The organism is Hymenobacter amundsenii, from assembly GCF_002204745.1.
Classification (GTDB): domain Bacteria; phylum Bacteroidota; class Bacteroidia; order Cytophagales; family Hymenobacteraceae; genus Hymenobacter; species Hymenobacter amundsenii.
The window spans coordinates 1-20,898 of the sequence record NZ_NIRR01000051.1 but is presented as its reverse complement, the minus strand read 5'-3'; the positions used below and the strand labels follow the sequence as shown (position 1 = coordinate 20,898).

The 20,898-nt window shown below is 63.4% G+C and carries 17 protein-coding genes; 11 read left to right on the top strand and 6 right to left on the bottom strand.

Annotated features, from left to right (window positions below):
• Positions 1–203: 203 nt before the first annotated feature.
• The 3 genes from CDA63_RS18460 to CDA63_RS18450 all read right to left on the bottom strand — a co-directional run bounded on the left by CDA63_RS18460 (position 204) and on the right by CDA63_RS18450 (position 3,301).
• Positions 204–1,580 carry a 4Fe-4S binding protein gene (locus CDA63_RS18460; RefSeq protein WP_088465935.1) on the bottom strand — a complete coding sequence of 459 codons (1,377 nt, stop codon included), beginning with the start codon at positions 1,578–1,580 and terminating at the stop codon, positions 204–206.
• 100 nt (positions 1,581–1,680) lie between these two features.
• Positions 1,681–1,908, bottom strand: coding sequence for a hypothetical protein (locus tag CDA63_RS18455; RefSeq protein ID WP_088465934.1), 228 nt, complete (start codon positions 1,906–1,908; stop codon positions 1,681–1,683).
• Positions 1,909–1,972: 64 nt separating this feature from the next.
• The gene (locus CDA63_RS18450; RefSeq protein ID WP_242434747.1) at positions 1,973–3,301 is read right to left on the bottom strand and encodes an NAD(P)/FAD-dependent oxidoreductase; all 1,329 of its coding nucleotides are present in this window, start codon (positions 3,299–3,301) and stop codon (positions 1,973–1,975) included.
• A 140-nt stretch (positions 3,302–3,441) separates the two neighbouring features.
• On the opposite strand from CDA63_RS18450, the gene CDA63_RS18445 reads away from it, so the two are divergent.
• Positions 3,442–3,855, top strand: coding sequence for a hypothetical protein (locus CDA63_RS18445; RefSeq protein WP_088465933.1), 414 nt, complete (start codon positions 3,442–3,444; stop codon positions 3,853–3,855).
• Between the two features lie 289 nt (positions 3,856–4,144).
• A complete protein-coding gene (locus CDA63_RS18440; protein ID WP_165768388.1) occupies positions 4,145–4,852 on the top strand; it encodes a carboxypeptidase-like regulatory domain-containing protein in 708 nt (235 codons plus the stop codon).
• A 156-nt stretch (positions 4,853–5,008) separates the two neighbouring features.
• On the opposite strand, the gene CDA63_RS18435 is transcribed toward CDA63_RS18440, so the two are convergent.
• Entirely contained in the window at positions 5,009–6,484 is a 1,476-nt protein-coding gene (locus CDA63_RS18435; protein ID WP_088465931.1) for an APC family permease, read from the bottom strand.
• A 266-nt stretch (positions 6,485–6,750) separates the two neighbouring features.
• Here CDA63_RS18435 and CDA63_RS18430 point away from each other — a divergent pair, with 266 nt between their 5' ends.
• Positions 6,751–9,540 carry a hypothetical protein gene (locus tag CDA63_RS18430; protein ID WP_088465930.1) on the top strand — a complete coding sequence of 930 codons (2,790 nt, stop codon included), beginning with the start codon at positions 6,751–6,753 and terminating at the stop codon, positions 9,538–9,540.
• 152 nt (positions 9,541–9,692) lie between these two features.
• Here CDA63_RS18430 and corA read toward each other — a convergent pair whose 3' ends face one another.
• The gene (corA, locus tag CDA63_RS18425) at positions 9,693–10,913 is read right to left on the bottom strand and encodes a magnesium/cobalt transporter CorA (protein ID WP_088465929.1); all 1,221 of its coding nucleotides are present in this window, start codon (positions 10,911–10,913) and stop codon (positions 9,693–9,695) included.
• A 253-nt stretch (positions 10,914–11,166) separates the two neighbouring features.
• On the opposite strand from corA, the gene CDA63_RS18420 reads away from it, so the two are divergent.
• The 3 genes from CDA63_RS18420 to CDA63_RS18410 all read left to right on the top strand — a co-directional run bounded on the left by CDA63_RS18420 (position 11,167) and on the right by CDA63_RS18410 (position 14,656).
• Positions 11,167–12,186: a hypothetical protein gene (locus CDA63_RS18420; protein ID WP_206780468.1), complete on the top strand. Its 1,020-nt coding sequence runs from the start codon at positions 11,167–11,169 to the stop codon at positions 12,184–12,186.
• A 123-nt stretch (positions 12,187–12,309) separates the two neighbouring features.
• Positions 12,310–13,590 (top strand): MATE family efflux transporter, encoded by a 1,281-nt coding sequence (locus CDA63_RS18415; protein ID WP_088465927.1) that lies wholly within the window; start codon positions 12,310–12,312, stop codon positions 13,588–13,590.
• 172 nt (positions 13,591–13,762) lie between these two features.
• A complete protein-coding gene (locus CDA63_RS18410; RefSeq protein ID WP_088465926.1) occupies positions 13,763–14,656 on the top strand; it encodes a glycosyltransferase in 894 nt (297 codons plus the stop codon).
• 158 nt (positions 14,657–14,814) lie between these two features.
• Here the strand turns inward: CDA63_RS18410 and CDA63_RS18405 are convergent, their stop codons facing one another.
• Positions 14,815–16,503: an ArnT family glycosyltransferase gene (locus tag CDA63_RS18405; protein WP_088465925.1), complete on the bottom strand. Its 1,689-nt coding sequence runs from the start codon at positions 16,501–16,503 to the stop codon at positions 14,815–14,817.
• Between the two features lie 194 nt (positions 16,504–16,697).
• Between CDA63_RS18405 and CDA63_RS18400 the strand changes: the two genes are divergently transcribed.
• The 5 genes from CDA63_RS18400 to CDA63_RS18380 all read left to right on the top strand — a co-directional run bounded on the left by CDA63_RS18400 (position 16,698) and on the right by CDA63_RS18380 (position 20,634).
• Positions 16,698–18,389: a hypothetical protein gene (locus CDA63_RS18400; RefSeq protein ID WP_088465924.1), complete on the top strand. Its 1,692-nt coding sequence runs from the start codon at positions 16,698–16,700 to the stop codon at positions 18,387–18,389.
• Positions 18,390–18,468: 79 nt separating this feature from the next.
• Entirely contained in the window at positions 18,469–19,449 is a 981-nt protein-coding gene (locus tag CDA63_RS18395; protein WP_088465923.1) for an acyl-ACP desaturase, read from the top strand.
• 44 nt (positions 19,450–19,493) lie between these two features.
• Entirely contained in the window at positions 19,494–19,676 is a 183-nt protein-coding gene (locus tag CDA63_RS18390) for a helix-turn-helix domain-containing protein (RefSeq protein ID WP_088465922.1), read from the top strand.
• The gene (locus tag CDA63_RS21930) at positions 19,607–19,927 is read left to right on the top strand and encodes a helix-turn-helix domain-containing protein (RefSeq protein WP_088465921.1); all 321 of its coding nucleotides are present in this window, start codon (positions 19,607–19,609) and stop codon (positions 19,925–19,927) included. Before CDA63_RS18390 ends, CDA63_RS21930 begins: the two co-directional genes overlap by 70 nt.
• Positions 19,822–20,634, top strand: a complete 813-nt coding sequence (locus CDA63_RS18380; protein ID WP_394335392.1) for an IS630 family transposase — start codon at positions 19,822–19,824, stop codon at positions 20,632–20,634. The genes CDA63_RS21930 and CDA63_RS18380 overlap by 106 nt, the downstream gene beginning before the upstream one ends.
• Positions 20,635–20,898 lie beyond the last annotated feature (264 nt).

Sequence of the window (20,898 nt, the reverse complement as noted above, 5' to 3'; positions counted from 1 at the left end):
GTAATTGACGTGGCTGCTGAGCAGAAATTGGCCGTAAAGCTGCACCGTGACTTTCATGCTTTTTTACTTCAATTTAACCCTTTTGCGTAAGTCCTAATTCAGTTGGATATAGTGGTTTTTGTAGCATGCAATAGGTTTGAAAAGGATTTCATGGTACAAGATCCCCCTAAAAGTGCGTCAGCTAAAATCACCAGTCAGGCAACCTAGCTCAAAATTCGCAACGAGTCGGCGTGGATGAGTTGGGAGCCCTGGTAACGGTTTTCGCGGGGGCCGTTTTCGAGGTTGAGTACACCGCGGGGGCAGGCTGTGGAGCACATGCCGCAACCCACGCAGGAGGCCCGGATAATGGGCTCGCCGCGCTGGGCGTACTGCTTGACATCAATACCCATTTCGCAGACATTGGAGCAGTTGCCGCAGCTGATGCACTGGGCCCCGTTGGTGGTAATGCGGAAGCGCGAGAAGTGTTTCTGAATGAGGCCCAGGTAGGCGGCCATGGGGCAGCCGAACCGGCACCATACCCGCGCCCCCATCAAGGGGTAAAATCCCACCCCAATCACGCCCGAAAACACCGAGCCGATGGCGAAGCCGTAGGCCTTGCTCAGGGGCTGGGTGATGCCCTGCAGGGCCGGCACCGCGCCCGAAGCGCCCACCCAGAGCAGGGCCGTGACGAGAATAATCAGCCCCAGCACCGTGTAGATGATGCGTACTTCCCAGCGCCAGGCCGTGCGGCTTTTATCGGAGAGCTGGCGGTAGGGGTCGCCGGCGGTTTCGGCCAGGCCGCCGCAGCCGCATACCCACGAGCAGTACCAGCGCTTGCCAAAAAAGTAGGTGAGCACCGGCGTGGCCACGAAGGAAATAACGGCCGTCCAGAACATCATGAACACGCCCAGCGCCGGCCCGCCATCCTTGAGCAGGTAGCCCACGGTATCGGGGAAAAGATAGTCGTATTTGAGGGGCCAGAAGTAGCTGAAGTAGAACTCGGGCCGCTGAAACGCCAGCAGCAAGCCCGGCAACAGAAACGCAAACCCGAGCTGAAAGAACATCAGCGAGCCAGTCCGAATGAGGTGGTAGGGCGAGCTACGGTACTTCCAGAGGGCCCGGGCGCCCATCAGCAGAATGGCCAGCGTGTAGAAGGTGCCGTACAGAAACCACTGGTCGGAAGGCTTATTTCGCAACGCCTTACTAAACGGGTCGAGGGCGTGCACGAGCTGGTTGAGTGGCCCGTAACTGCCCTGGCCGTTGTCGGAGCTAAACCAGTAGAGGATGACGTAGAAGCCCGTGAGCACGATGCCCGTAATCCAGGCTACGGCCCCGCGGCTGGTGCTGGCCCGCAGCCAAAGGTTGTGGTTGTAGACGCCCTCCGGCTGGTGACCGTACTTCCAGGCGGCCCACCCCAAGGTGCCGGCACTAATCAGGGCCAGGGCCCCGAAAAAGCACCAGCGGGCCCGCTCGGCATCGGCGTCGAAGGCCACGGGTAGCAGCAGCAGCAACCCCAGCGCCACCAGCGTAAGCAGCAGCTTTTCGAGGCCCGCTACTTCGGGAACGGGCGCATCGGCGGTCAGCGTTTGGGGAGAAGTCATTTGGTAGTGCTTGGTTTCGGAAGTGTCTGATTAAGAGAACGTCATGCTGAGTGCCCTGGCTCCATGCGCCACATGCTCAGCATGACGTTCTGCCTAATACCTAATGATGATGGTGGTGGCCGTCGTTGGGTTTGCCGAATAGGTTGAGCAGCGTGCCGACTACGTAGAGGCCCAGCCAGCAGAAGTACAGGTAGTGGTACCCCTCGGGGCGGGGCTGGCCCAGCCAGCTAATGATAAGCTGGGCCGCGCCGCTCATGATGGCGCCCACGATGGCGATGTACTGAAAGCTGTTGAGGGCGCTGGGGTGGTAGAGTTTGTTGAAATCCATGGTCGGGAATTAATCAGCGGGAAGCGGAAGCAGGGGCGGTGCAGGCCGCAGCCGCCGGGAGCTGCTATACGCGAAACAGGCCCTTGCGGCGGCGCAGCTGCACGGCATGGGCCGGAAACTGCTCGTTGAACGCGCCCACAATACCCGCCTCGTGCTGGCGGAAAAACTCGGGGTCGAAGTTGGCCGCGCCCAGGTTGGCGAGCACCTCCGTAACGGGCGTACCGGTCTGCAGCCAGCCAGCCCAGGTGTCGTGGCGGTGGCGCAAGCCCAGCACGTTCAGGCCGGTCACGGCCAGCGAGTCGCGCCGGAAATTGATGCGCAGCAGGTGGTCTTTTTTCGGGTGCTGCCAGCAGAAGCTATGCTCATCGGGGCGGGGCTCAGCGGGCACGCGGCCGTAGGTCTGGTATTCGAGGTCGAAGAACTTGGCCGAGTTGAACCAGAGGCCGCGCTGGTAGGGGCGGGGCGCATCGCAGAGGGCGTAGGCCACGGTTTCGCCCTGCTGGCGGCCGGTGTACCAGAGCTGCTCGACGGCCATTTCGCCGTCGCCGGGCGTGCGTAGCTGGGCACAGTCGCCGGCGGCGTACACATCGGGCAGGCTGGTTTGCAGGTGGGCGTCTACCAGAATGCCCTTGTCGGTATCGAGGCCGGCAACTTGGGCCAGCGTAAGGTTGGGCTGCACCCCAATGGCCAGGCCCAGCCACTGGGCGGGCAGCTCGTCGCCGGCAGTGGTCTGCACGGCCCGCACCCGGCCGCTTTCGTCGGCCAGAATCGTTTTTAACTCGGTTTCGTAGCGGCAGATGATGTGGTGAGCATCGAACTGGCGCTGGACCAGGGCGGCCTCTTCGGGGGGCAGCACCGCGCCCCAGTAGCGGGCGTCGCGGATGAGCATCGTGACCCGGATGCCCTTGGCGGCCAGCATCTCGGCCAGCTCCACCCCAATCAGGCCGCCGCCCACTACCACGGCCTCGCGCACACCTTCCCGGGTGTCGCGGGTCATCTGCTCCAGGTCGGGCAGGGTCACGAAGGTTTGCACGCCGGCCAGCTCGGCGCCCGGCCACTCGCCGCGGCGGCCCACCGAGCCGGTGGCCAGCAGCAGCTTATCGTAGGCCAACTCTGCGCCGGTGCTCAGCTGCACGGTTTTGCGGTCGGCATCGAGGCCGGTAGCCGTGGCCTGCACCAGCTCCAGCTTGTTTTCGGCCCAGAACCAGTCTTCGTAGGGCTTAATGTCCTGGTAGCGCAGGTCGCCCAAGTACACGTACATGAGGGCAGGGCGCGAGAAGTGGTGGGCGCTTTCAGCCGACACGAGCGTGATGCGGGCGGCGGGTTGCAGCTGCCGCGCCGTGCGAGCCGCCGTAACGCCGGTGATGCCGTTGCCGATAATAACGAGGTGCATGGGCAAAAAGAAAAACGAAAGCGCTCCGGGCGGGTTAACTAGCTGTAGCTCGGCGCCGCAGCCGGCGGCCATGCTTAACCCCGGTCGCGGGGCCTGCGTAGAGCTGCAAAGTAACTCCTTTCCACTCAACCCTGCTTTTTATGGCTACCACCAACCAGCCCACCGACGCCAACGAAGAACTCAACTCAAATAAAGAAATCGTCAACGATACCCCGCGTGCTATTCCCGACAACGAGCAGCTGGAGCAGGAGCAGGAGTACAAGGAACTGCTCAGCAACGGCAAGGACGCCTCCGACCCCTCGGCCCAGCGCAACGTGGGAGCCGGCGGCTATACCCAGCGCGCCGACCAGAAGGACCAGCTCGAAAACCTAACTATCCGGGGTGGCGAGGGCGTGCCCCAGGGCGGCAACGACCACTCTGACACCGCCCAGCCCAACACTGGTCCCGGCTTCGATGTGGAAGGCAGCTACGAGATGGGCAATGCCATCCGCAGCCAGGAGCAGAAGTTTGGCGAAGATGCTCCCAGCGGCCCCGCCAAGCCCGCCCAAGATTAACTTTCGGTTCCGCCGTCGCCCAATCGGGCCGGTACCACGCCATTCCTCGCCCGTCTTCTTTCTGGAAGGCGGGCCGATGGTTTATTAGGGAATTCGCAACGGGCGAAGAAGCAGTCGGTAAATTTCGCGGCAAAATTTATTTTCCGTAACGGTATTGATACTAGGCAAAGGTGCCGGTAAACCTATATCTTTAGGAGCCGATGCTGTCAGATTGGGATAAAGGGAAGGCCACAGCCCTTCGACAGCCTCTCGGCCGACGTTTACTTTTCACTTTTTCACTAGCATGAACATGGATGCTCCTACTTCTACTTCTTCCGAGAACGAAAACCCCGTGCCCGACTACCTGAGCCCGGAAGAGGAGCTGTCGTCGGGCAATAACCGGCTGGCCCTGATTGTGGGAGCCATTGTGGTGTTGGTGTTGGTGGGCTACCTGCTGCTGCCGGCCCAGGTAACGCGCCGCATCAGCGCGGCCATGCCGGCTCCGGTTATGGAGCTGGGCGAGGCCACCGTAACGGGCGCACGGGCCTCCGAAGACACGGTGGCCGCTACGGAAGCCGTTGCCGCTGCGCAGCTGGCGGGCCAGCCGGTTGCCGCCACCGTAGCCAAGCCTGCCGCCGCTAACCCGAGCCGTACCACGGCAGCCCCGACTGCCAGCAAAGAAGAAGAGGAAGAGCCCGCCTTGGCCGTAGCTCCTACAGTGCTGCCCGCCGCCCTGGAGCCGGTAGAAGTAGCCCCCACCATGGTCATCATGAACGGCCGGGTGCTTGATGAGAATGGCCGCCCGCTGGCCGGGGCTACCATTATGCTCAGGGGGTCCAAAAGCGTAGCCAGCACCGATGCTGCCGGCAACTACTCGCTCGAAGTACCCGCCAGCGGCGACAACACGCTGCTCTATGGCTACGGCGGCTACGAAGACCAGCTGCTGCGCACCCGCAACGCCAAAAATCAGAACGTTACGCTCGTTCCCAAAGAAACCTCCCGTCGCCGCCGCAAATAAGGCTGGCAGGTTGCGAGTCAGCAAGTAAAAAGTTGGGGCCCGGCTGTTCTTCCGAAAGGAGGATAACCGGGCCCCAGCCTTTTTACTTAATCCAAGCTGCGAGCTAATCCTGGTTATTAGTTCGCAACTTGGGTTACTCGCTGACTCGCCAACGCTTTAATTTTCTAACTTCTTAAACCGGTTGCGGAACAGGTAGTATACCGGTACGCCCAGGGCCACGAGCAGCAGGCCGCGCTGGGCGAATTTGGAGTTATCGGGGTCAGTCAGCAGGATGAAGCAGAAGGTGGAGGCCAGCCCGATGTAGAGCAGCGGCACCACCGGGTAACCCCAGGCCCGGTAGGGGCGGGGTGCCTCGGGGCGGGTGCGGCGCAGCACGAAAATGCCGATGATGGTGATGACGTAGAACAGAATCACCGAGAACATGACGTAGTTGAGCAGCTCGCCATAAGAACCCGACAAACACAGCAGCGAAGCCCAGGCGCACTGCCCCCACAGGGCCACACCCGGTACGCCGGCCTTATTGAGGCGGGCCATGCCCCGGAAAAATACGCCGTCCTTGGCCATGGCGTAATAGGCGCGGCCGCCCGAAAGCAGAATGCTGTTGTCGGCGCTGAAGGTGCTGATCATGATGAGCACGGCCATGACGTAGGCCCCAGGCGCACCCAGGATGCTTTCGGCCGCCGCCGTGCCCACGCGGTCGTCGGTGGCATACATGATGCCGCGGCCCAGTACGTCGGCCGCGTTAGGGTCGCCTTGCAGGGGCAGCACCAGCAGGTACACCACGTTGATGAGCAAGTAGAGGCCCGTGACGATGCCCGTGCCCAGGGCCATGCTGAGCACGATGGTGCGCTCGGGCTTCACGATTTCGTCGCCCGCGAAGCCGATGTTATTCCAGGCGTCGGAGCTGAACAACGAGCCCGTCATGGCCAACCCGATGGCCGTAACCAGCGCGGCCACCGTCAGAGGCGTGCCCTGGCCGGTAGCGTTGAAGCTTGCGGCCTGCCAGATGTGCTGGAAGTTCTGGCTCAGGGCCTCGTGCTTGATGCCCAGAAACACGCCCGACAGAATCAGCAAAGCCAGGGCTACAAGCTTGGTGCTGCCGAACACGTTGGAAATGAATTTGCCGGCCCGCACTCCGCGCGTATTGATGTAGGTCAGAAACACCAGCATGGCAATGGCCAGCAGCTGTACGCTGCTGAACTTAAAGGAGCCCAGCATCGGCAGGTTCTTGACTTCGAGTAGCACGGTGCTTTCCGAAAACCAGGGGATGAGCACGCCGGTAAAGCGGGCAAACGCCACGGCCACGGCCGCAATAACGCCGGTCTGAATCACGAGAAACAGCGTCCAGCCGTACAGAAAGGCTACCAGCTTGTTGTAGGCCTCGCGAAGGTACACGTACTGCCCACCCACCTTCGGGAACATCGACGACAGCTCGCCGTAGCTCACGGCCCCGGCCAGCGTAATCACGCCCGTCAGCAGCCAAACCACCAGCAGCCAGCCGGCCGAGCCTACTTTGCGGCTGATATCGGAGGAAACGATGAAAATACCCGAGCCAATCATGCTGCCCGAGACAATCATGACGGCGTCGAACAGCGTAATGGCCCGCTGGAAATGGCCCTGCTTTTCGGACATATAGTAAAGGAAGAAAGGGAATGGGGGCCGGAAGATAGCGAATGGGCGAATGAGGGAACGGACGAATGGGCGAATGGGTGCGTCATTTGTTGTCCTGAGCGGAGCAAAGGACCTGGCAGGCAGCAGTGGCTTGATTGCTAGCTACCACTTCTCCTCAAGTCCTTTGCTCCGCTCAGCATAACAAAGCCACTTCACGCATTCACCACTACTCCGGCCCGATTGCCTATTTTTGCTCATCTCACCCCCCTTGCTCCCGGGTTTCCCGCATGTCGAACCGCGTTCTGGTATTTCTGACGATCCTGCTGCTGCTGCTTACAGCGCTGGGCTCCTATGTGTACTACCGCCGCACGGTGGCCCGCCAGCCCGTCGACCCCTGGACCCTGGTGCCCGACGACGCGGTACTGGTGGCCGTGACGCGCGACCATCCCACGCTGGTGCGCCACCTCAAGGAAACCCAGGTCTGGGACAACCTGACGGCCGTGCGCTACTTCCAGCAGGTGGAGGAAAACCTGACGCTGGTAGACAGCCTGACCGGGGGCCGCGACGTGCTGTTGCGGTTTCTGGGCCGCAAGCGGGTACTTACGTCGGTCCACGTGACGGGCCCCGACCGGTTCGATCTGCTGTTTCAGGTGCCCATCGGGAGCGTGCGCGAGTACCGGCAGGTGCGCGGGCTGCTCGAAGGCCTGGGCCGCGACGCCCGTTACCGGGTAACCACCCGCGACTATGAGGGGCAGGTGCTGACTGATCTGCGCCGCACCGACGCGGAGGATGACGAGCCCGGCCAGGCCGCCGGCCTGACGTTGTTTAACTACCGTAACCAGCTCGTTTTTAGTAGCAACGTGAAGCTGGTGGAAGCCTCGGCCCGCCGCCTCACGCGCCCCGAAGCGCCCACCGTGGCGGCCGATTTTCAAAACATCGACTACTTCCGGCTCCGCGACGTGGATGCCACGCTGCTGCTCAACCAACGCCGGTTGCCCCAGCTGCTGGGCGTGTTTTTCCGCTCCGAGCTGACGCCCGAAATTGCCGCCGTGGCCAGCCTGGCCCGCAACGAAATGACGGAAATGCGGCTGGCGGGCAATAAGGTGGTCTTCAATGGATTCGCCAACCCCGAAACGGCCCGCGACGGGCTGCACCAGAAGCTAGTGGGCCAGCCTGCCCAGCGCCTGGGCATGGCCGAAGTGCTGCCGCTACGGGCAGCACTCGTGGTGCACATGGGTCTGGGCCCGGCTGCCGTGCTGCGCGGCCCCCGCCGCACCCGCACCGTGTCCGACTCGCTGGCTCCCGCCGTGCAGCCGTTGCTCGATAGCCTGACCGCCCAACTCGGGCAGGAAGTGGCGCTGTGCTACCTGAGCACGGTTTCGGCCCGGCAGCGGCCGGGCAAGCTGGCACTGGCTTACACCACCAATCCGGCCCGCGTAACGGCGCTGCTGGGCCAGCTGCGGCGGGCGGTGGGGGCCAGCCCGTCGTTTGGAAAGGTAGGCCCTTACCAGCTGTACCAGACCGGCGTGGGCGAGCTGCCCCGGGAGCTGCTGGGGCCCTTGTTTCAGGGATTCGAGCAGCCGGTGGTGGCCCAGGTGGGCAACTACCTGGTATTCGCCGACGACGAAGCCGCCCTGCGCTTATACCTAGCCGACGTGGTGGCGGGCGAAACCTGGAGCCGCTCGCCCACCCAGGTGGCCTTTTTGCAGGAACTTCAACCCCTGGCCCGCCTGCGGGTGCTGCTCGATACGCGCAACTGCTGGAACCTGCTGTTGCGGGGCCTGCAGGAAGAGCGCCGGGCCAGCCTGCTGCGCAACGAAACCCTGTTTAAGCGGTTCCCGCAGGTGGCGTTGCAGTGGGTGCCCCCGCTCAACGAGCAGGAGGCCGGGGCCCAGTACTTCACCCAATTCGTGCTGCGCCACCCCGCCGAGGGCCCGGCCGAAGCCCGGCCCCAGAACGCCGACGGCACGGGCAGCGTGCTCGATTTTAAAGTTCCGCTGAGCAGCTCGCCCGAAGCCGTGCTGGTGGCGGGGGCCAAATTTCCGGGCGTGCTGGTGCAGGACACGGCCCACGTGCTGCACTACGTAACGCCCGAAAACGTGGTGGCCTGGTCCGATTCGCTGCCCGGGCCGCTGGTGGGCCCCACCGTGCGGCTGCCCGGGGCTACGGGCTTCCTGCTGGCCACGCCCCGCTACCTGTTCGAGTACAACAACCGGGGCCAGTTGCAACCCAACTTCCCACTCAACCTGCCCGATACCGTGCGCGCCACCTCCCTGAGCGTCTCGCCGGCCGCGCGCCAAGCCGGGCCGCGCCGCCTGCTGGTGGCCGGGGGCGGCGGCAACCTGTTTCTGTATGACACCCGGGGGCAGATATACGCCGGCTGGCAGCCCAAGCAGCTGGAGTTCCGGCTGGCCGCGCCCCCGCAGTATCTGCTTGTTGATGGCCGCGACGTGGTGCTGGTTTTGCTCGAAAACGGCTACGTGTACGCCTTCGACCAGGCCGGCGGGGCCTACCCGGGCTTCCCAATTAGCATGGGCGCCCGGCTGGCCAGCGGGGCGTTGGTGGAGCCCGGCCCTACGCTGCGCCGCACCCGCCTCACGGTGGTTAGCCAGCACGGCGAGCGGGTAACCTTCAATTTGAGCGGCGACGTGGTGGCCCGGCGCCGGGTGGCTACCTGGAGCCGCGAGTCGCGCTTCCGCCTCATTCCCGACCAGCGCCAGCGCACCTACGTGGTTTCCCGCGAAGACGGCGGCCGGCTCACGCTCTTCGACCCCAATGGCAACGCCCTGCTCAGCCAGTCATTCCTGACCACCGCTCCACGCTCGATTCAATACTTCGATTTCGGCCCCGACCGCCAGGTGTACGCCCTCACCGAAACCGGCCCCGCCAAAGCCTACCTCTACGATGCCCGCTTCCGCCTTATCGGCGGCAAGCCCTTCGACAGTACCACGCCCCGCATCGACCTCACCTACAACCCCGTCACCAGCACCTTCCACCTGTTCCGCGTCAACGGCAAAGAGCTACGCCGCACCGATATCAAGGTAGACGAGGTGAAGGTGGTGAAGGCCAAGAAGTGAGTGGGGTGTTAGTGAGTGAAAAAATTGTCATGCTGAGCGAAGGCGGAGCCGGAGTCGAAGCATCTCTACCGCAATGCTAATTCTACTCTCTGCAACGAAGCGGTAGAGATGCTTCGACTCCGCTCAGCATGACGGGCTTTTACCCTACCCACTCACTTGTTCGTCAGCCAGCCTTTCCGATAAAAATATATCAGCTGGAAGACGACGATAAAGGCCAGCAGGGCCAGTAGTGCGGGGTAGCCCCAGGGGCTGTAGAGCTCGGGCATGTTAAGGTGGTTGATCTGGCCGTTGGGGCCTTCGCGCTGGAAATTCATGCCGTAGAGGCCCACAATGAAGCTGAGGGGAATGAAAATACTGCTGATGATGGTCAGTACCTTCATCACCTCGTTGGCCCGGTTGCTCTGGTCCGACATGTAGAGGTCGATGAGGCTGCTCACGGTTTCGCGGTAGCTCTCGGCCAAATCCAGGGCCTGAATGGCGTGGTCGTAGCAGTCCTTGAAAAATACCTTGATTTCTTCGGGTACATCTTCGTCGGGCATGCGCAGCAGTTCGGCAATTTTCTCGCGTTCGGGATACACCAGCCGGCGAAAGCGCACGATGTCCTTTTTTACGTGCAGAATACGGTTGAGCACCCGGCGGTCGGAGCGGCCCTGAAAAATGCGCTCCTCCAGTGTTTCGAGGTAGTCGCCGATGGCCGCCATGGTGGGGTAATAGTGGTCGAGCACTACGTCGGTGAGGGCGTAGGCTAGGTAGAGGGGCGAGTGGCGGCGCAGGTTGGTGCGGCCCATCCGCAGGCGCACCCGTACTGGCTCCAAGCAGTCGTCGTAGTCGTCCTGGAAGGTGAGCACGTAGTTGGGGCCAGTGAAAATGGAGAGCTGGTCGTCCTCAATATCGAGCTGGCGCGTGAACTCGGTCATGCGCGAGACCAGGAACAGGCCGTCGTCGGTTTCCTCCACCTTGGCCCGCTGGTAGTCGCTGAGCACGTCCTCCATTTGCAGCGGATGAATGCGAAAATCGGCCTGGAGACTCTGGATCAGGTCGAGGTCGCGGTAGCCGCGCACGTCAATCCAGTGCTTCTTTTCGGGGTGCTTATGGAAGAAGTGCAGCAGCTCGTCGTAGCTGGCGTATTCGTGTTCGTGGAAGTAGTCCTCGTCGTAGCTGGTCAGGATCAGGCGCGGGGGCAGCGCGTCGTCGCGGATGATGAGCGTACCGGGGCGCTGGCCAATCTGCTGCTCGCGCAGCAGGCGGGCGGCTTCCATTTCGGCCAAATCGGCCTCCGAAAGCTGGTCATCCTCGTCTTCCTCGTCCTCATCAGTTGGGTTGAGCAGGGGCGGAGTGGGCAGAGGCGTAGCGGCGGAGGCGGGGGACATCATCGGGCGAGGAGAAAAAGCGGAGGGCCGGGCAGTTTACGGGATTTTGGCGAAAAAGTCATCCGGTGGCCGGGCCAACTTCAAACTGGCTTCGGCCCGTTACTGCAGGGCCCCGAAGGTACGCCGTTTCGTGCCGGTGCCGGTTTCGGCAAACCGGCCGCTGCCAGCCGTCCAGGCCCGGAAATCGTTGTACTTTTGCCTTTCGCCTTCTGTTCTGCCCTTGTCCGCGCTGCCGCCCTCCCTCGTTTCTGCCCCCGTGTTGCCGCTGCTTGTGCCGTTGTCCGGCGCGGCGGCCGGCCATTACGCAGTGCGGGTGCTGGCGGGCGCCGCCCCCGCGCCGATGCTGCCGCTGGCCTACGTGCCCTGGCTCTACCTCACGCCCGCCCACCAGACCCTGCAACAGCAGCCGGGCGAGGCCCTGCATTTCTTTCTGGAAGACACCCGGGCCGGCCAGACCGTGGCCCAGCTGCCGGTAGCCTGGGACCCCGCCGAGCGGGCCGCCCGCAGCCCCTGGCGGGCCCCGTTCGGGGCCGTACAAACAGCTCCCGACCTGCCGGCGGACGTGCTCCGGGCGTTTCTGGAGGTGGTCGAAACTACGCTGCTGGCCCACGGTGTCGGTTCGCTCACGCTGCGGCCCCACGCCTTCGCCTACGAGCCCGCCGCCAGTGCCCGTCTTACTGCCGTGCTCACGGGATTGGGCTACCACATCGCTCCGGTTGAGCTCAACAGCTACCTGCCCCTCAACCGCGACTACTCCACCCACCTGCACCCCTCGGAGCAGCGCCGGCTGCGCAAGTGCGCGCGGCACGGTCTGCGCTTCGAGCAGGAGCCCCCGCTGCTGCTGCTGCCGCTGGCCTACGAGTTTATCCACCGTTGCCGCCAGGAGAAGGGCCAGCCCCTGAATATGTCGCTGGAGCAGCTGCAGGAGCTGTTTCGGGGGCTGCCGCGCCACTGCTTCCTGTTTTCGGTGCGCGATGCGGCCGGCGAGTGGGCGGCGGTTTCGGTGGCCATCCAGGTGCGCGCCGACGTACTCTACCACTTTCTGCCCGCCAGCCCGCTGGCCTACAACCACCTGAGCCCGATGGTGCTGATGAATGCCGGCCTGCATGCCTTTGGCCGGGCCAGCGGTATGCGCCTGCTCGACCTGGGCATCTCGGCTGTCCCGGCCGGCGTCGACCAGTCGCTGCTGCGCTTTAAAAGTCATATCGGCGGCGTAACGGGCCTTAAGCTCACGTTTTCCAAGCAGCTGGGCATGAGTGATTCGGTGAATGAGTGAATCGTACTCTCATCCTCCTGAGTGGAACGAGAGGCCCTTACCCACCCCGTGCCTCCTGGTTCAGGATTTTTCGCTCCGCTCAGGATAAGAGCACCTTTGCTTAATTCACCCATTCACTCACCGATGTCTGATACCCAGCCCGAACCCCGGAGCGCCGTTGTGGGGCGGCTACTGCGTGGGTCGGCGGCTTCGGGGGTAGCTGTGGCGGCGCGGGCGGCGGGGGCGTTGGTGCTCAATAAGCTGCTGGCCGTGTACGGTGGGCCGGGCGGCCTCACGCTGCTGGCCCACTTTCAGAACCTACTGGCCCTGTTTACCACTCTGCCCACCGATGGCACGCACGTGGGCCTGGTGAAATACCTGGCCCCGTTGCGGCCTGGCTCGGGGCGCTACCGGGTCTGGCTGGGGGCGGCGCTGCTGCTCAACACTCTCGCCGTGGCGCTGGCGCTGGGAGCGCTGCTGCTGGTGCCGGGGGCAATGGTGGGCGTGTTTGGCGAAGGAATTGGCTGGAGCCTGTTATTCGGGCTGGGATTAACGCTGCTGATCGGCCATGCTCTACTGATTGCGGTGCTGCTGGCAGCGGGCCGTCTGTGGTCCTACGCGGGCCTGACCGCGCTGCTGAGTCTGCTTGGGCCGCTGGCCCTGGCCGCCGTGCTGCTGGGGCAGGGTGGCAGTGTGCCGCAGGCGCTGCTGGCTTACTTGGCGGGGCAGGGGCTCACGCTGCTGCCGGCTGCCTGGGTAGCCTCGCGGGCCGGGCTGCTGCCCCGGTTGCGAGGACGCATCAGCCGCCTGGCCCTACGTGGGCTGGGGCGCTTTCTGCTGATGGCTCTGAGCGTACTACTATTTTCCAAAGCCGTTGATTTTGGGCTGCGCGAAGTCCTGATCCGGCAGTTCGGGCTGGCCGCCACCGACCTCTGGCAAGCCGTAGCCAAGCTCTCCGACAACTATACCATGGTGTTTTCGGCGCTGGTGGGCAGCGTGTACTACCCGCGCCTGGCCGCCCTCAGCACCCGTCCCCGCGAGCAGGGCCGCTTCGTGTGGCTGGTACTGCGGCTGCTGGCTCCGGCCCTGGTGGTGGGACTGGGGGCCATCTGGCTGGCGCGCAACTGGCTACTACCGCTGCTGTTTGAGCCGCGCTTTGCCGCCGCCGGCTTCCTGCTCGGTCCCCAACTGCTGGCCGACTGGCTTAAATTCCTGACCTGGACGCTGTTTTTCCTGTTCACGGCCCGGGCCCAGGTGGGGCGTTACGTGGCGGTGCAAGCCAGTTCGGCGGCGCTGTTTGCTCTGCTGCTAGCTGTGCTGCTGCCCCGACTGGGGCTGCTCGGCGCGCCCCTGGCCCAGGCAACCCGGTACGCGCTGCTGCTTGGCGGGGGGCTGTGGTTTTTCCGCCGCGACATCAGGGGCTGACGGGCAAGTTGCTGGGAGGTGATTTGCACTTCGGAATCTACTTTGTACCACCGAACCAGTTGGGAATTTACAGCCAGCAAGCCACCGAAAAATAGCCGCTCACGTTAAAATTAATTGCTTTTTTCCTTAGCTCATTAAGTCCTAAAGGCCGTATTTTTCTTAATTCAAACAAATGCCCCTCGTTACCATCGTCGCCCTCTGCTTCAACCATGCCCGGTTTCTGGAAGCGGCCCTGGATTCCATTCTGGCCCAGACTTACCCGCATCTGGAGGTGATTATGGTAGACGATGCCAGCACCGACGGCAGCGCCGACATACTACGCCGTTACGCCGCCCAGAACCCGAGCTGGCAACTGCTGCTTCTGCCCGAAAACGTGAACAACTGCCGGGCCTTCAACCTGGCCCTGGCCCGCACCACGGGCGAATTCGTGATTGACTTTGCTACCGACGACGTGCTGCTGCCCGAACGCGTGGCCCAACAGGTGGCGCACTTCGCCCAGGCTGGTTCCCGCTGCGGCATGGTGTACTCCGATACCGAACTGCTCGACGAGGCGGGGCAGTTCGTGCGCCACTATTACCGCCGCGACGCCCAGGGCCGGCTCCACCCACCCCCCGCCTCAGGCGAGGTGTTTGCCGACGTACTGGCCCGCTACTTCATCAGTGCCCCCACCATGATGATGCGCCGGGCCACCTTGCAGGCCCTCAACGGCTACGACGAAACCCTGAGCTACGAGGACTTCGACTTCTGGGTGCGGGCCAGCCGCGACTGGGAGTTCCGCTTTTTCGACGTGGTAACGACCCGGAAACGACTGCACCCACGCTCCAAATCGGCGAGCAGTTACCGCCGCCACGATCCTCATCTGGCCTCCACCATCGTCATCTGCCGCAAGGCGCTGGCCCTATGCCGCACCCCGGCAGAGCGAGCTGCCCTGGCGGTACGGGTGCGTTGGGAGCTACGCCAAGCCGTGCGCTACCGCAGCCGCCCCGAAGCCCGCGAGTTATATAAGCTACTCCAGAAAATGCAGGCCGTAAGGCCGCTGGATTGGGCGTTGAGAAGGTTGAGTTAGGTTTGAGAGGTGAGAAAGGGAACGTCATGCTGTGCGAAGGCGCAGCATCTCTACCGCAGTGGTAATCCCGACGCCTGAGTTGGCGCCGCAACGAAGCAGTAGAGATGCTTCGGCTCCGGCTTCGGCTCCGCTCAGCATGACGTTCCCTTTCTCGCTTCTCACCTCCTCCTTCCAAAAACCTCGTACAGCTCTACTGGCCCATCCTGGGCTACCAGGCGGCGGCGTGGGTACCAGCTCAACACCGAATCGGGGGAGTAGCGGATGAGCTTGCGGGTGAGTTCGTCGTTGGAGAGCGTGGCGCGGTTGAGCAGCAGCCAGGCCGGTTGCGCGGGGCTGATGCGGATGGAGTCGCGGGCCCAGTAACGGCGGAAGCGCAGGCCTGCTGGCACCCGGAATCCGTAGCTGAAATCGTAGTTATCAATCAGAAAGTCGTCGACCAGCAACGTGCCCCGGGTTGGCCGGTTTGGGTGCTGGGCCAGCAGCCGGGCCTGCGCGGAGTGGGCCGAAACCGCCGGCTTGCGCATGAAATAAACGGGCCGCACGGCCAGCGCCAGCGCCACAACGACCACCGTAGCGGCGGCGAGCCGGGCCGAGCCCAGCCGCGGCCAGACAGCCGCTAAACGGGGCCACGACCGACTCAACCCCACGCCCAGCAGCCAGAGGCCCGGTAGCACATACACTACGGCCACGGCGGTGCGCAGCCAAACCGCCATCAGCACCAGCGCCAAGCCCACGGCCACCGCCCGCCACCTGCTGCTACCCGCCGCTACGAGCCGTTTCAGCCCAAAACCGGCTGCCAGGGCCAGCGGCGGCAGCAGGGGCGTGGTCATGCGTGGTAGCAGCGTGATGGGGTTGTACTGGCTGAGCGAGGTGCTGCCGAACCAGTACAGGGCCAGCGTAATGGCCGCCAGCATCAGCCAGAAGCGGCGGTCGGGGGCTTCGGCCGACCCCGGCGCTGGGGTATGCACCGGGGCCGGCCGACCCAGGGCAGCGGCGGCCAGCGCCAGCATCAGCCCCAGCCCGATACCCACGAAAAACCCCAGTGGTTGGGTGGTCAGGCGGCTTAGCAGCGCGGCCCGGTTGCCGGTGAGGTAGTTGTTGTCTTTGAGAAACTCATTGGTCTGCTCAATCAAGTGGAGGCGGTATAGCGCATCGTGGGTGATGTACTGATAAAAGCCCAGGTAGCCTGTCAGCAGCAGCGCCCCCGCGGCCAGGGCCACGCCCCAGAAGCGGTATTGCCGCCGCTGGGCCAGATCCAGGCCCAGCACGGCCAGGTAGAAGGGGAGGTAGTAGGCAATGGTTTCCTTGCTCAGGAAGGCCGCGAAGCTCAGCAGCGCGAAGCCCAGGCCCCACCATCCAGGTCGGCGGCCCGGTTCGCGGCCCCGCAGCAGCGCGCCCGCCCCAGCCAGGGCCCAAAACATTAGAATGTTGTCGGGGTAGAGGTAGTTGGTTAAGTTAAGCGTAAAGTAGTGCAGGCCCAGCAGCAGCATAGCCCCGCTGGCTACTACCGGCTCGCGCCGCCCATACAGCCCATAAATCAGCCCGGCGCAGCCCAGCGTAGCCAGCAGTGGCCAGAGCGTGGCACTGATGATGTTGACCCCGAACAACGCAAAAAAGCCCGCGACGGGCCCGAAAATCAGCCACCGCTCGTGCAGCGGGTCGTGCAGCAGGCCTTGGGGGTCGGGGGCAAGGCGGAAGGTGCCGGCCAGCAGTTGGTGGGCATAGCGGGCGTAGTAGTAATCGTCGAGGGCGTAGAGCCCTTCGTGGGTAAGCAGGAAGTAAGCGCCGGTAAAAAGGATGACGAACAGCAGCGTCAGGGCCGGCAGGCGGGCAAGCAAATTATTCACGCCCGCAAGGTAACGGTGAATGAGTGAGTTGGTGAATGAATGAGTTGGTCATGTTGCGCATGTGGCAGCTAGAGCCAGGGTGCGGAGCCGGAATTGAAGCATTGCTACCATAGTGGCATGCCACGGAGCCGTAGAGCAATGCTCCGACTCCGCTACATTTACCCGTTCACTCATTCACCGCTACCTTGCGGCCGATGCGGTACCGGCTCTGGATTTTATTGCTGCCTTTATTGCTGCTGCTGGCGGCGGGCTGGGGGCTGGGCTACTACTACGAAACCAACGACGACCTGACCATCGTGGCCCTGCTGCGCGGAACCACGGCCGCCGCCCCGGTTTCCGATCTGCACCTTTACTTTCATGGCTATGCCGCGCTCTGGAGCTGGCTCTACGCGGCTGCCCCAGCGTGGCCCTGGTACGGGCTCACGCTCTATGGGCTGCTCTATGCGGCCACCGTGCTCGGGGCGGCGGTGCTGTGGCGGGTGCTGCGGGCCCGGACGGGCGTAGGTGCGGCGCTGGCGCTGCTGGTGCTGTTCTGGATGGTGGGCTGGCTCGAACACGGTTTCTGGTTCAACTACGTGCGGGTGCCGCTGTTGCTGGCCGGTGCGGGCGTGCTGTTTGCCGCCCAGCGGGCTCCGGCCCGTTGGGCACTGCTGGTGGGGGTGCTGGCTTTTGGGTTGAGCTGGCTGATCCGGCCCAGCGCGGCCGTGCTTGGCTTTGTAGTGGCTTTGCCGGGCGCGTGGTACTTGGCTGGCCGCCGGGTCGGACCCATCGTGGCCGGCGCGGCGGCGTGGGCGGTACTCGGGGCACTATGGCTCCACCTCACCTGGAGCCCCCAGGCGGCCACCTTCCGCCGCCTCGACGTGCTCAAGTCCAACCTCAACGACTTCCAGCTGGCCGCTCCGCCCCGTGGCCCGCTCCGCCCCGCCGACAGCCTTGCCCTGGCTGCCGCCCAGGCCTGGCAGCTCGGCGATTCTACCCTGGTTAATGAAGCCTCATTGGACCGGGTGGCGCCTTTCCGACTCGGCTACTTCCTGCGCCATACCGCGCCCGCTAAACTCGTAGCGCTGGCCCGCCAACTGCCCCGCGACTATTTTCCACTGCTGCTACTGCTGGCCGCCACCGGGACACTAGTGTTGCGGGCGGGGGGCGGCCACCGGGGATTTTGGCTAGTGCAGGCCGGTTATGCGGGGCTGCTGCTGGGGCTGGGTACTCTGCTGAAACTGCCGCCCCGTCTGGCCCTGCCGCTGCTCGATTTCTGGGCCCTGAGCAACTTGATCTACCTCTGGCAGCTCCGGCCGCTGCCCCGCCATTCCCTGGCCGTGCTGCTGCTGGTGCTGCTGGCCACCGCCATTCCTTACGGCTATAAAACCCGCCACCGCAGCCAGGTGCTGCCCCAGGAAGCGCGGGCAAACTACGAGCAGCGCGAACGGTTGACCCAGCTTGCGAGAGGCACGCAGATAGTAGTGTCCGATGCCCTGGAGGAGACCTATAAGTCGGCATCACCTTTCACTGAAGGGGTGGTTATGCAGCTTATACCGTATCGTCTTCCCGGGCCGGTCTGGCTCTCGGTGCGGGGCTGGCAGACGCTGCACCCGTCGCAGGTAGCTCTGCGAAAGCAGCTCACCGGCACCCGCGACTTCACCGGGGCGCTCCGGAACCTAGGCCAGCGCACGGACGTAGCATGGTTGCTCACGCCGAAGGCAGCGGCCTTGCTCAACGGCCAGCTGGCCCGGGCCCGGCAGCCCAACGAGCCAGTAGCCTGGTTGGAGCGCCGGAAATGGCCGAAGCGGTTCCCGTACGGCTTCAGCAGCCCTACAAATGGTGTGCATGCCTACCGAATGCGTACAAAATTCCCGCAATTATCTACAAAGGCCAAAATATTGTAAGCTCCACCGGACTTATTACTTCTGCCTCCGGTTGTAGGAATAATATCTTTGCTTCCCGTACTCTCTTGTCCCTATCGCCATGATTACTGCCTCAGTTGCCACCCGTAGCGAAGTGCTCCAGCAGATGGAGGGCTTCCTGAAAGAAAACATTGATACGTTCCTCAAGCCGGTCGATACCAACTGGCAGCCTTCGGACTTTATGCCCGACTCGCGCCAGGATGATTTTTTCGACGAGGTAAAGTTGCTGCGTGAGCGGGCCCAAGGCCTGAGCTACGATTTGCTGGCCGTGCTCATTGGCGACACCATCACGGAGGAAGCGTTGCCGAACTACGAAGCCTGGTTTCACGAGCTCGAAGACCTGAACCGTGACCGGGACAACGGTTGGGCCCAGTGGATTCGGGGCTGGACGGCCGAAGAGAACCGCCACGGCGACCTGCTCAACCGTTACCTCTACCTCTCGGGCCGCGTGAACATGCGCGAGTTCGAGGTGAGCACCCAGTACCTCATCAACGACGGCTTTGACCTGGGTACGGCCCACGACCCCTACCGGGCGTTCGTGTACACTTCGTACCAGGAAATGGCCACTAATATCTCGCACCGCCGCGTGGGCCAGCTGGCCCGCACGGCCGGCGACGACCAGCTCTCGAAAATCTGCGGCATGATTGCCGGCGACGAGAACCGCCACGCCCGGGTTTATAAAACCTTCGTGGAGAAAATCTTCGAGGCCGACCCATCTGAAATGATGCTGGCCTTTGAGGACATGATGCGCAAGAAAATTGTGATGCCTGCCCACTACATGCGCGAGTTGGGCGTGGACATGGGCAAAACCTTCGGCCACTTCACCGATGCCGCCCAGCGCCTGGGTGTATACACCAGCCACGACTACACCGAAATTCTCGATACGCTGCTTACCGACTGGAAAATCGAGCAAATCCGCGACCTGACGCCTGCCGCCGAGAAAGCCCGTGACTACGTAGTGGCCCTGCCCAACCGCCTGCGCCGCGTGGCTGACCGCATGACCATCCCCAAGCTCGAATACAAGTTCAAGTGGATTGACTAGTGCTTCCCCCACATAGTTTTTAGAACAGTTTCGTATAGAGATGGATGAGCACTTCCCCTCTGATTGAACTGTCCGTCACAGAACAAGCGCAGCTGCGGCATCTGGTACGCACAGGCACCGCCCCGGCCCGGCAACTGAATCGGGCGCGCATCCTACAATTCAGCCACCAAGGCCACGCGCCCGACGCCATCGTCGCCCTGCTGGGCGTGAGCCGGGCCACCGTGTAAACGTACGCCGCCGCTACCGCCAGCAGGGGCTGGCCGCGGCCCTGACGGAGAAGCCCCGCAGCGGCCAGCCCCGCAAGGTCACCGCCGCCGTCGAGGCCACCATCACGTCGCTGGCCTGCACCGATGCCCCGCACGGCGCCTCGCGCTGGAGCATTCGGTTGCTGCGCGGACGCCTGATCGAGCTGGGCGTGGCCGTGGGCGAGGAATCGGTGCGGCAGGTCTTAAAAAAAGCCAGCTCAAACCCTGGCTGAAAAAGCAGTGGTGCCTGAGTAAGCTCGATGGGGAGTACCTGGCCAAGCTGGAAGACGTGCTGACCCTGTACGCCCAGCCCGCTGAGCCGGGGCGGGCACGCTTGTGCTTTGACGAGCGCCCCTGCCAGCTGCTGGGCGACAAGCTCGCCGCCCTGCCTGCCCGGCCGGGGCAGGTGGCCAAGCAGGACCACGAGTACGTGCGCCACGGCACGGCCGTGGTGCTGCTGGCCTACGACCTGGACACAGGCCAGCGCTACGCCCAGGTGCGAGCCCGCCGCACCAAGGCCGATTACGCCGAGTTCCTGCACCAGGTGCTCACGAGCCACTACGCCGATGTGCCGCGGGTCGAGCTAGTGCAGGATAACCTGAATACGCACGCCTACGGCTCGTTTTACGAGCACTTGCCCGTGGCGCAGGCGCGGGCCCTGAGCCGACAGGTATGCTTTCACTTCACGCCCAAGCACGGCTCCTGGCTGAACATGGCCGAGCTGGAGTTTTCGGCCCTGGCCCGCCAGTGCCTGGACCGTCGCATCGCCTCCATCGACGAACTGGCCCGGCAGGTGCAGGCCTGGGCCACCGAGCGCAACCAACGAGCCGTCAAGGTCAACTGGAGCTTTACGCTGGCCAAGGCCGAGGAAAAAATGGGGCACTGGTATACGAAGGTCAATCCGGTTAATACGCCCGAATCAACACACCAAAATAGCTAAGAATTAAGTGGGTAAAGCACTAGCCGCAATCAGCATCTAACGCTGAAGCTGTTTAGAAAATAACCAGAATCAATTGGAACGTCATGCTGAGCCTGCCGAAGCATCTCTACCGTTTCGTTGAACAACTGCTGTGAAGCGGTAGAGATGCTTGGGCAGGCTCAGCATGTGGTGCACCCACGCCCAGCACCAGCACAGTGGGAACCATCAGCTACTACGTCAGCCAGACGACCACGGGATGCGAAGGCCCCCGGGCCAAAATTGATG

Bases quoted from the DNA above. Each gene is read 5' to 3' on its own strand.
- CDA63_RS18460 (WP_088465935.1), bottom strand. From the start codon at position 1,580: ATGACTTCTCCCCAAACGCTGACCGCCGATGCGCCCGTTCCCGAAGTA.
- CDA63_RS18455 (WP_088465934.1), bottom strand. From the start codon at position 1,908: ATGGATTTCAACAAACTCTACCACCCCAGCGCCCTCAACAGCTTTCAG.
- CDA63_RS18450 (WP_242434747.1), bottom strand. From the start codon at position 3,301: ATGCACCTCGTTATTATCGGCAACGGCATCACCGGCGTTACGGCGGCT.
- CDA63_RS18445 (WP_088465933.1), top strand. From the start codon at position 3,442: ATGGCTACCACCAACCAGCCCACCGACGCCAACGAAGAACTCAACTCA.
- CDA63_RS18440 (WP_165768388.1), top strand. From the start codon at position 4,145: ATGGATGCTCCTACTTCTACTTCTTCCGAGAACGAAAACCCCGTGCCC.
- CDA63_RS18435 (WP_088465931.1), bottom strand. From the start codon at position 6,484: ATGTCCGAAAAGCAGGGCCATTTCCAGCGGGCCATTACGCTGTTCGAC.
- CDA63_RS18430 (WP_088465930.1), top strand. From the start codon at position 6,751: ATGTCGAACCGCGTTCTGGTATTTCTGACGATCCTGCTGCTGCTGCTT.
- corA (WP_088465929.1), bottom strand. From the start codon at position 10,913: ATGATGTCCCCCGCCTCCGCCGCTACGCCTCTGCCCACTCCGCCCCTG.
- CDA63_RS18415 (WP_088465927.1), top strand. From the start codon at position 12,310: ATGTCTGATACCCAGCCCGAACCCCGGAGCGCCGTTGTGGGGCGGCTA.
- CDA63_RS18410 (WP_088465926.1), top strand. From the start codon at position 13,763: ATGCCCCTCGTTACCATCGTCGCCCTCTGCTTCAACCATGCCCGGTTT.
- CDA63_RS18400 (WP_088465924.1), top strand. From the start codon at position 16,698: ATGCGGTACCGGCTCTGGATTTTATTGCTGCCTTTATTGCTGCTGCTG.
- CDA63_RS18395 (WP_088465923.1), top strand. From the start codon at position 18,469: ATGATTACTGCCTCAGTTGCCACCCGTAGCGAAGTGCTCCAGCAGATG.
- CDA63_RS18390 (WP_088465922.1), top strand. From the start codon at position 19,494: ATGAGCACTTCCCCTCTGATTGAACTGTCCGTCACAGAACAAGCGCAG.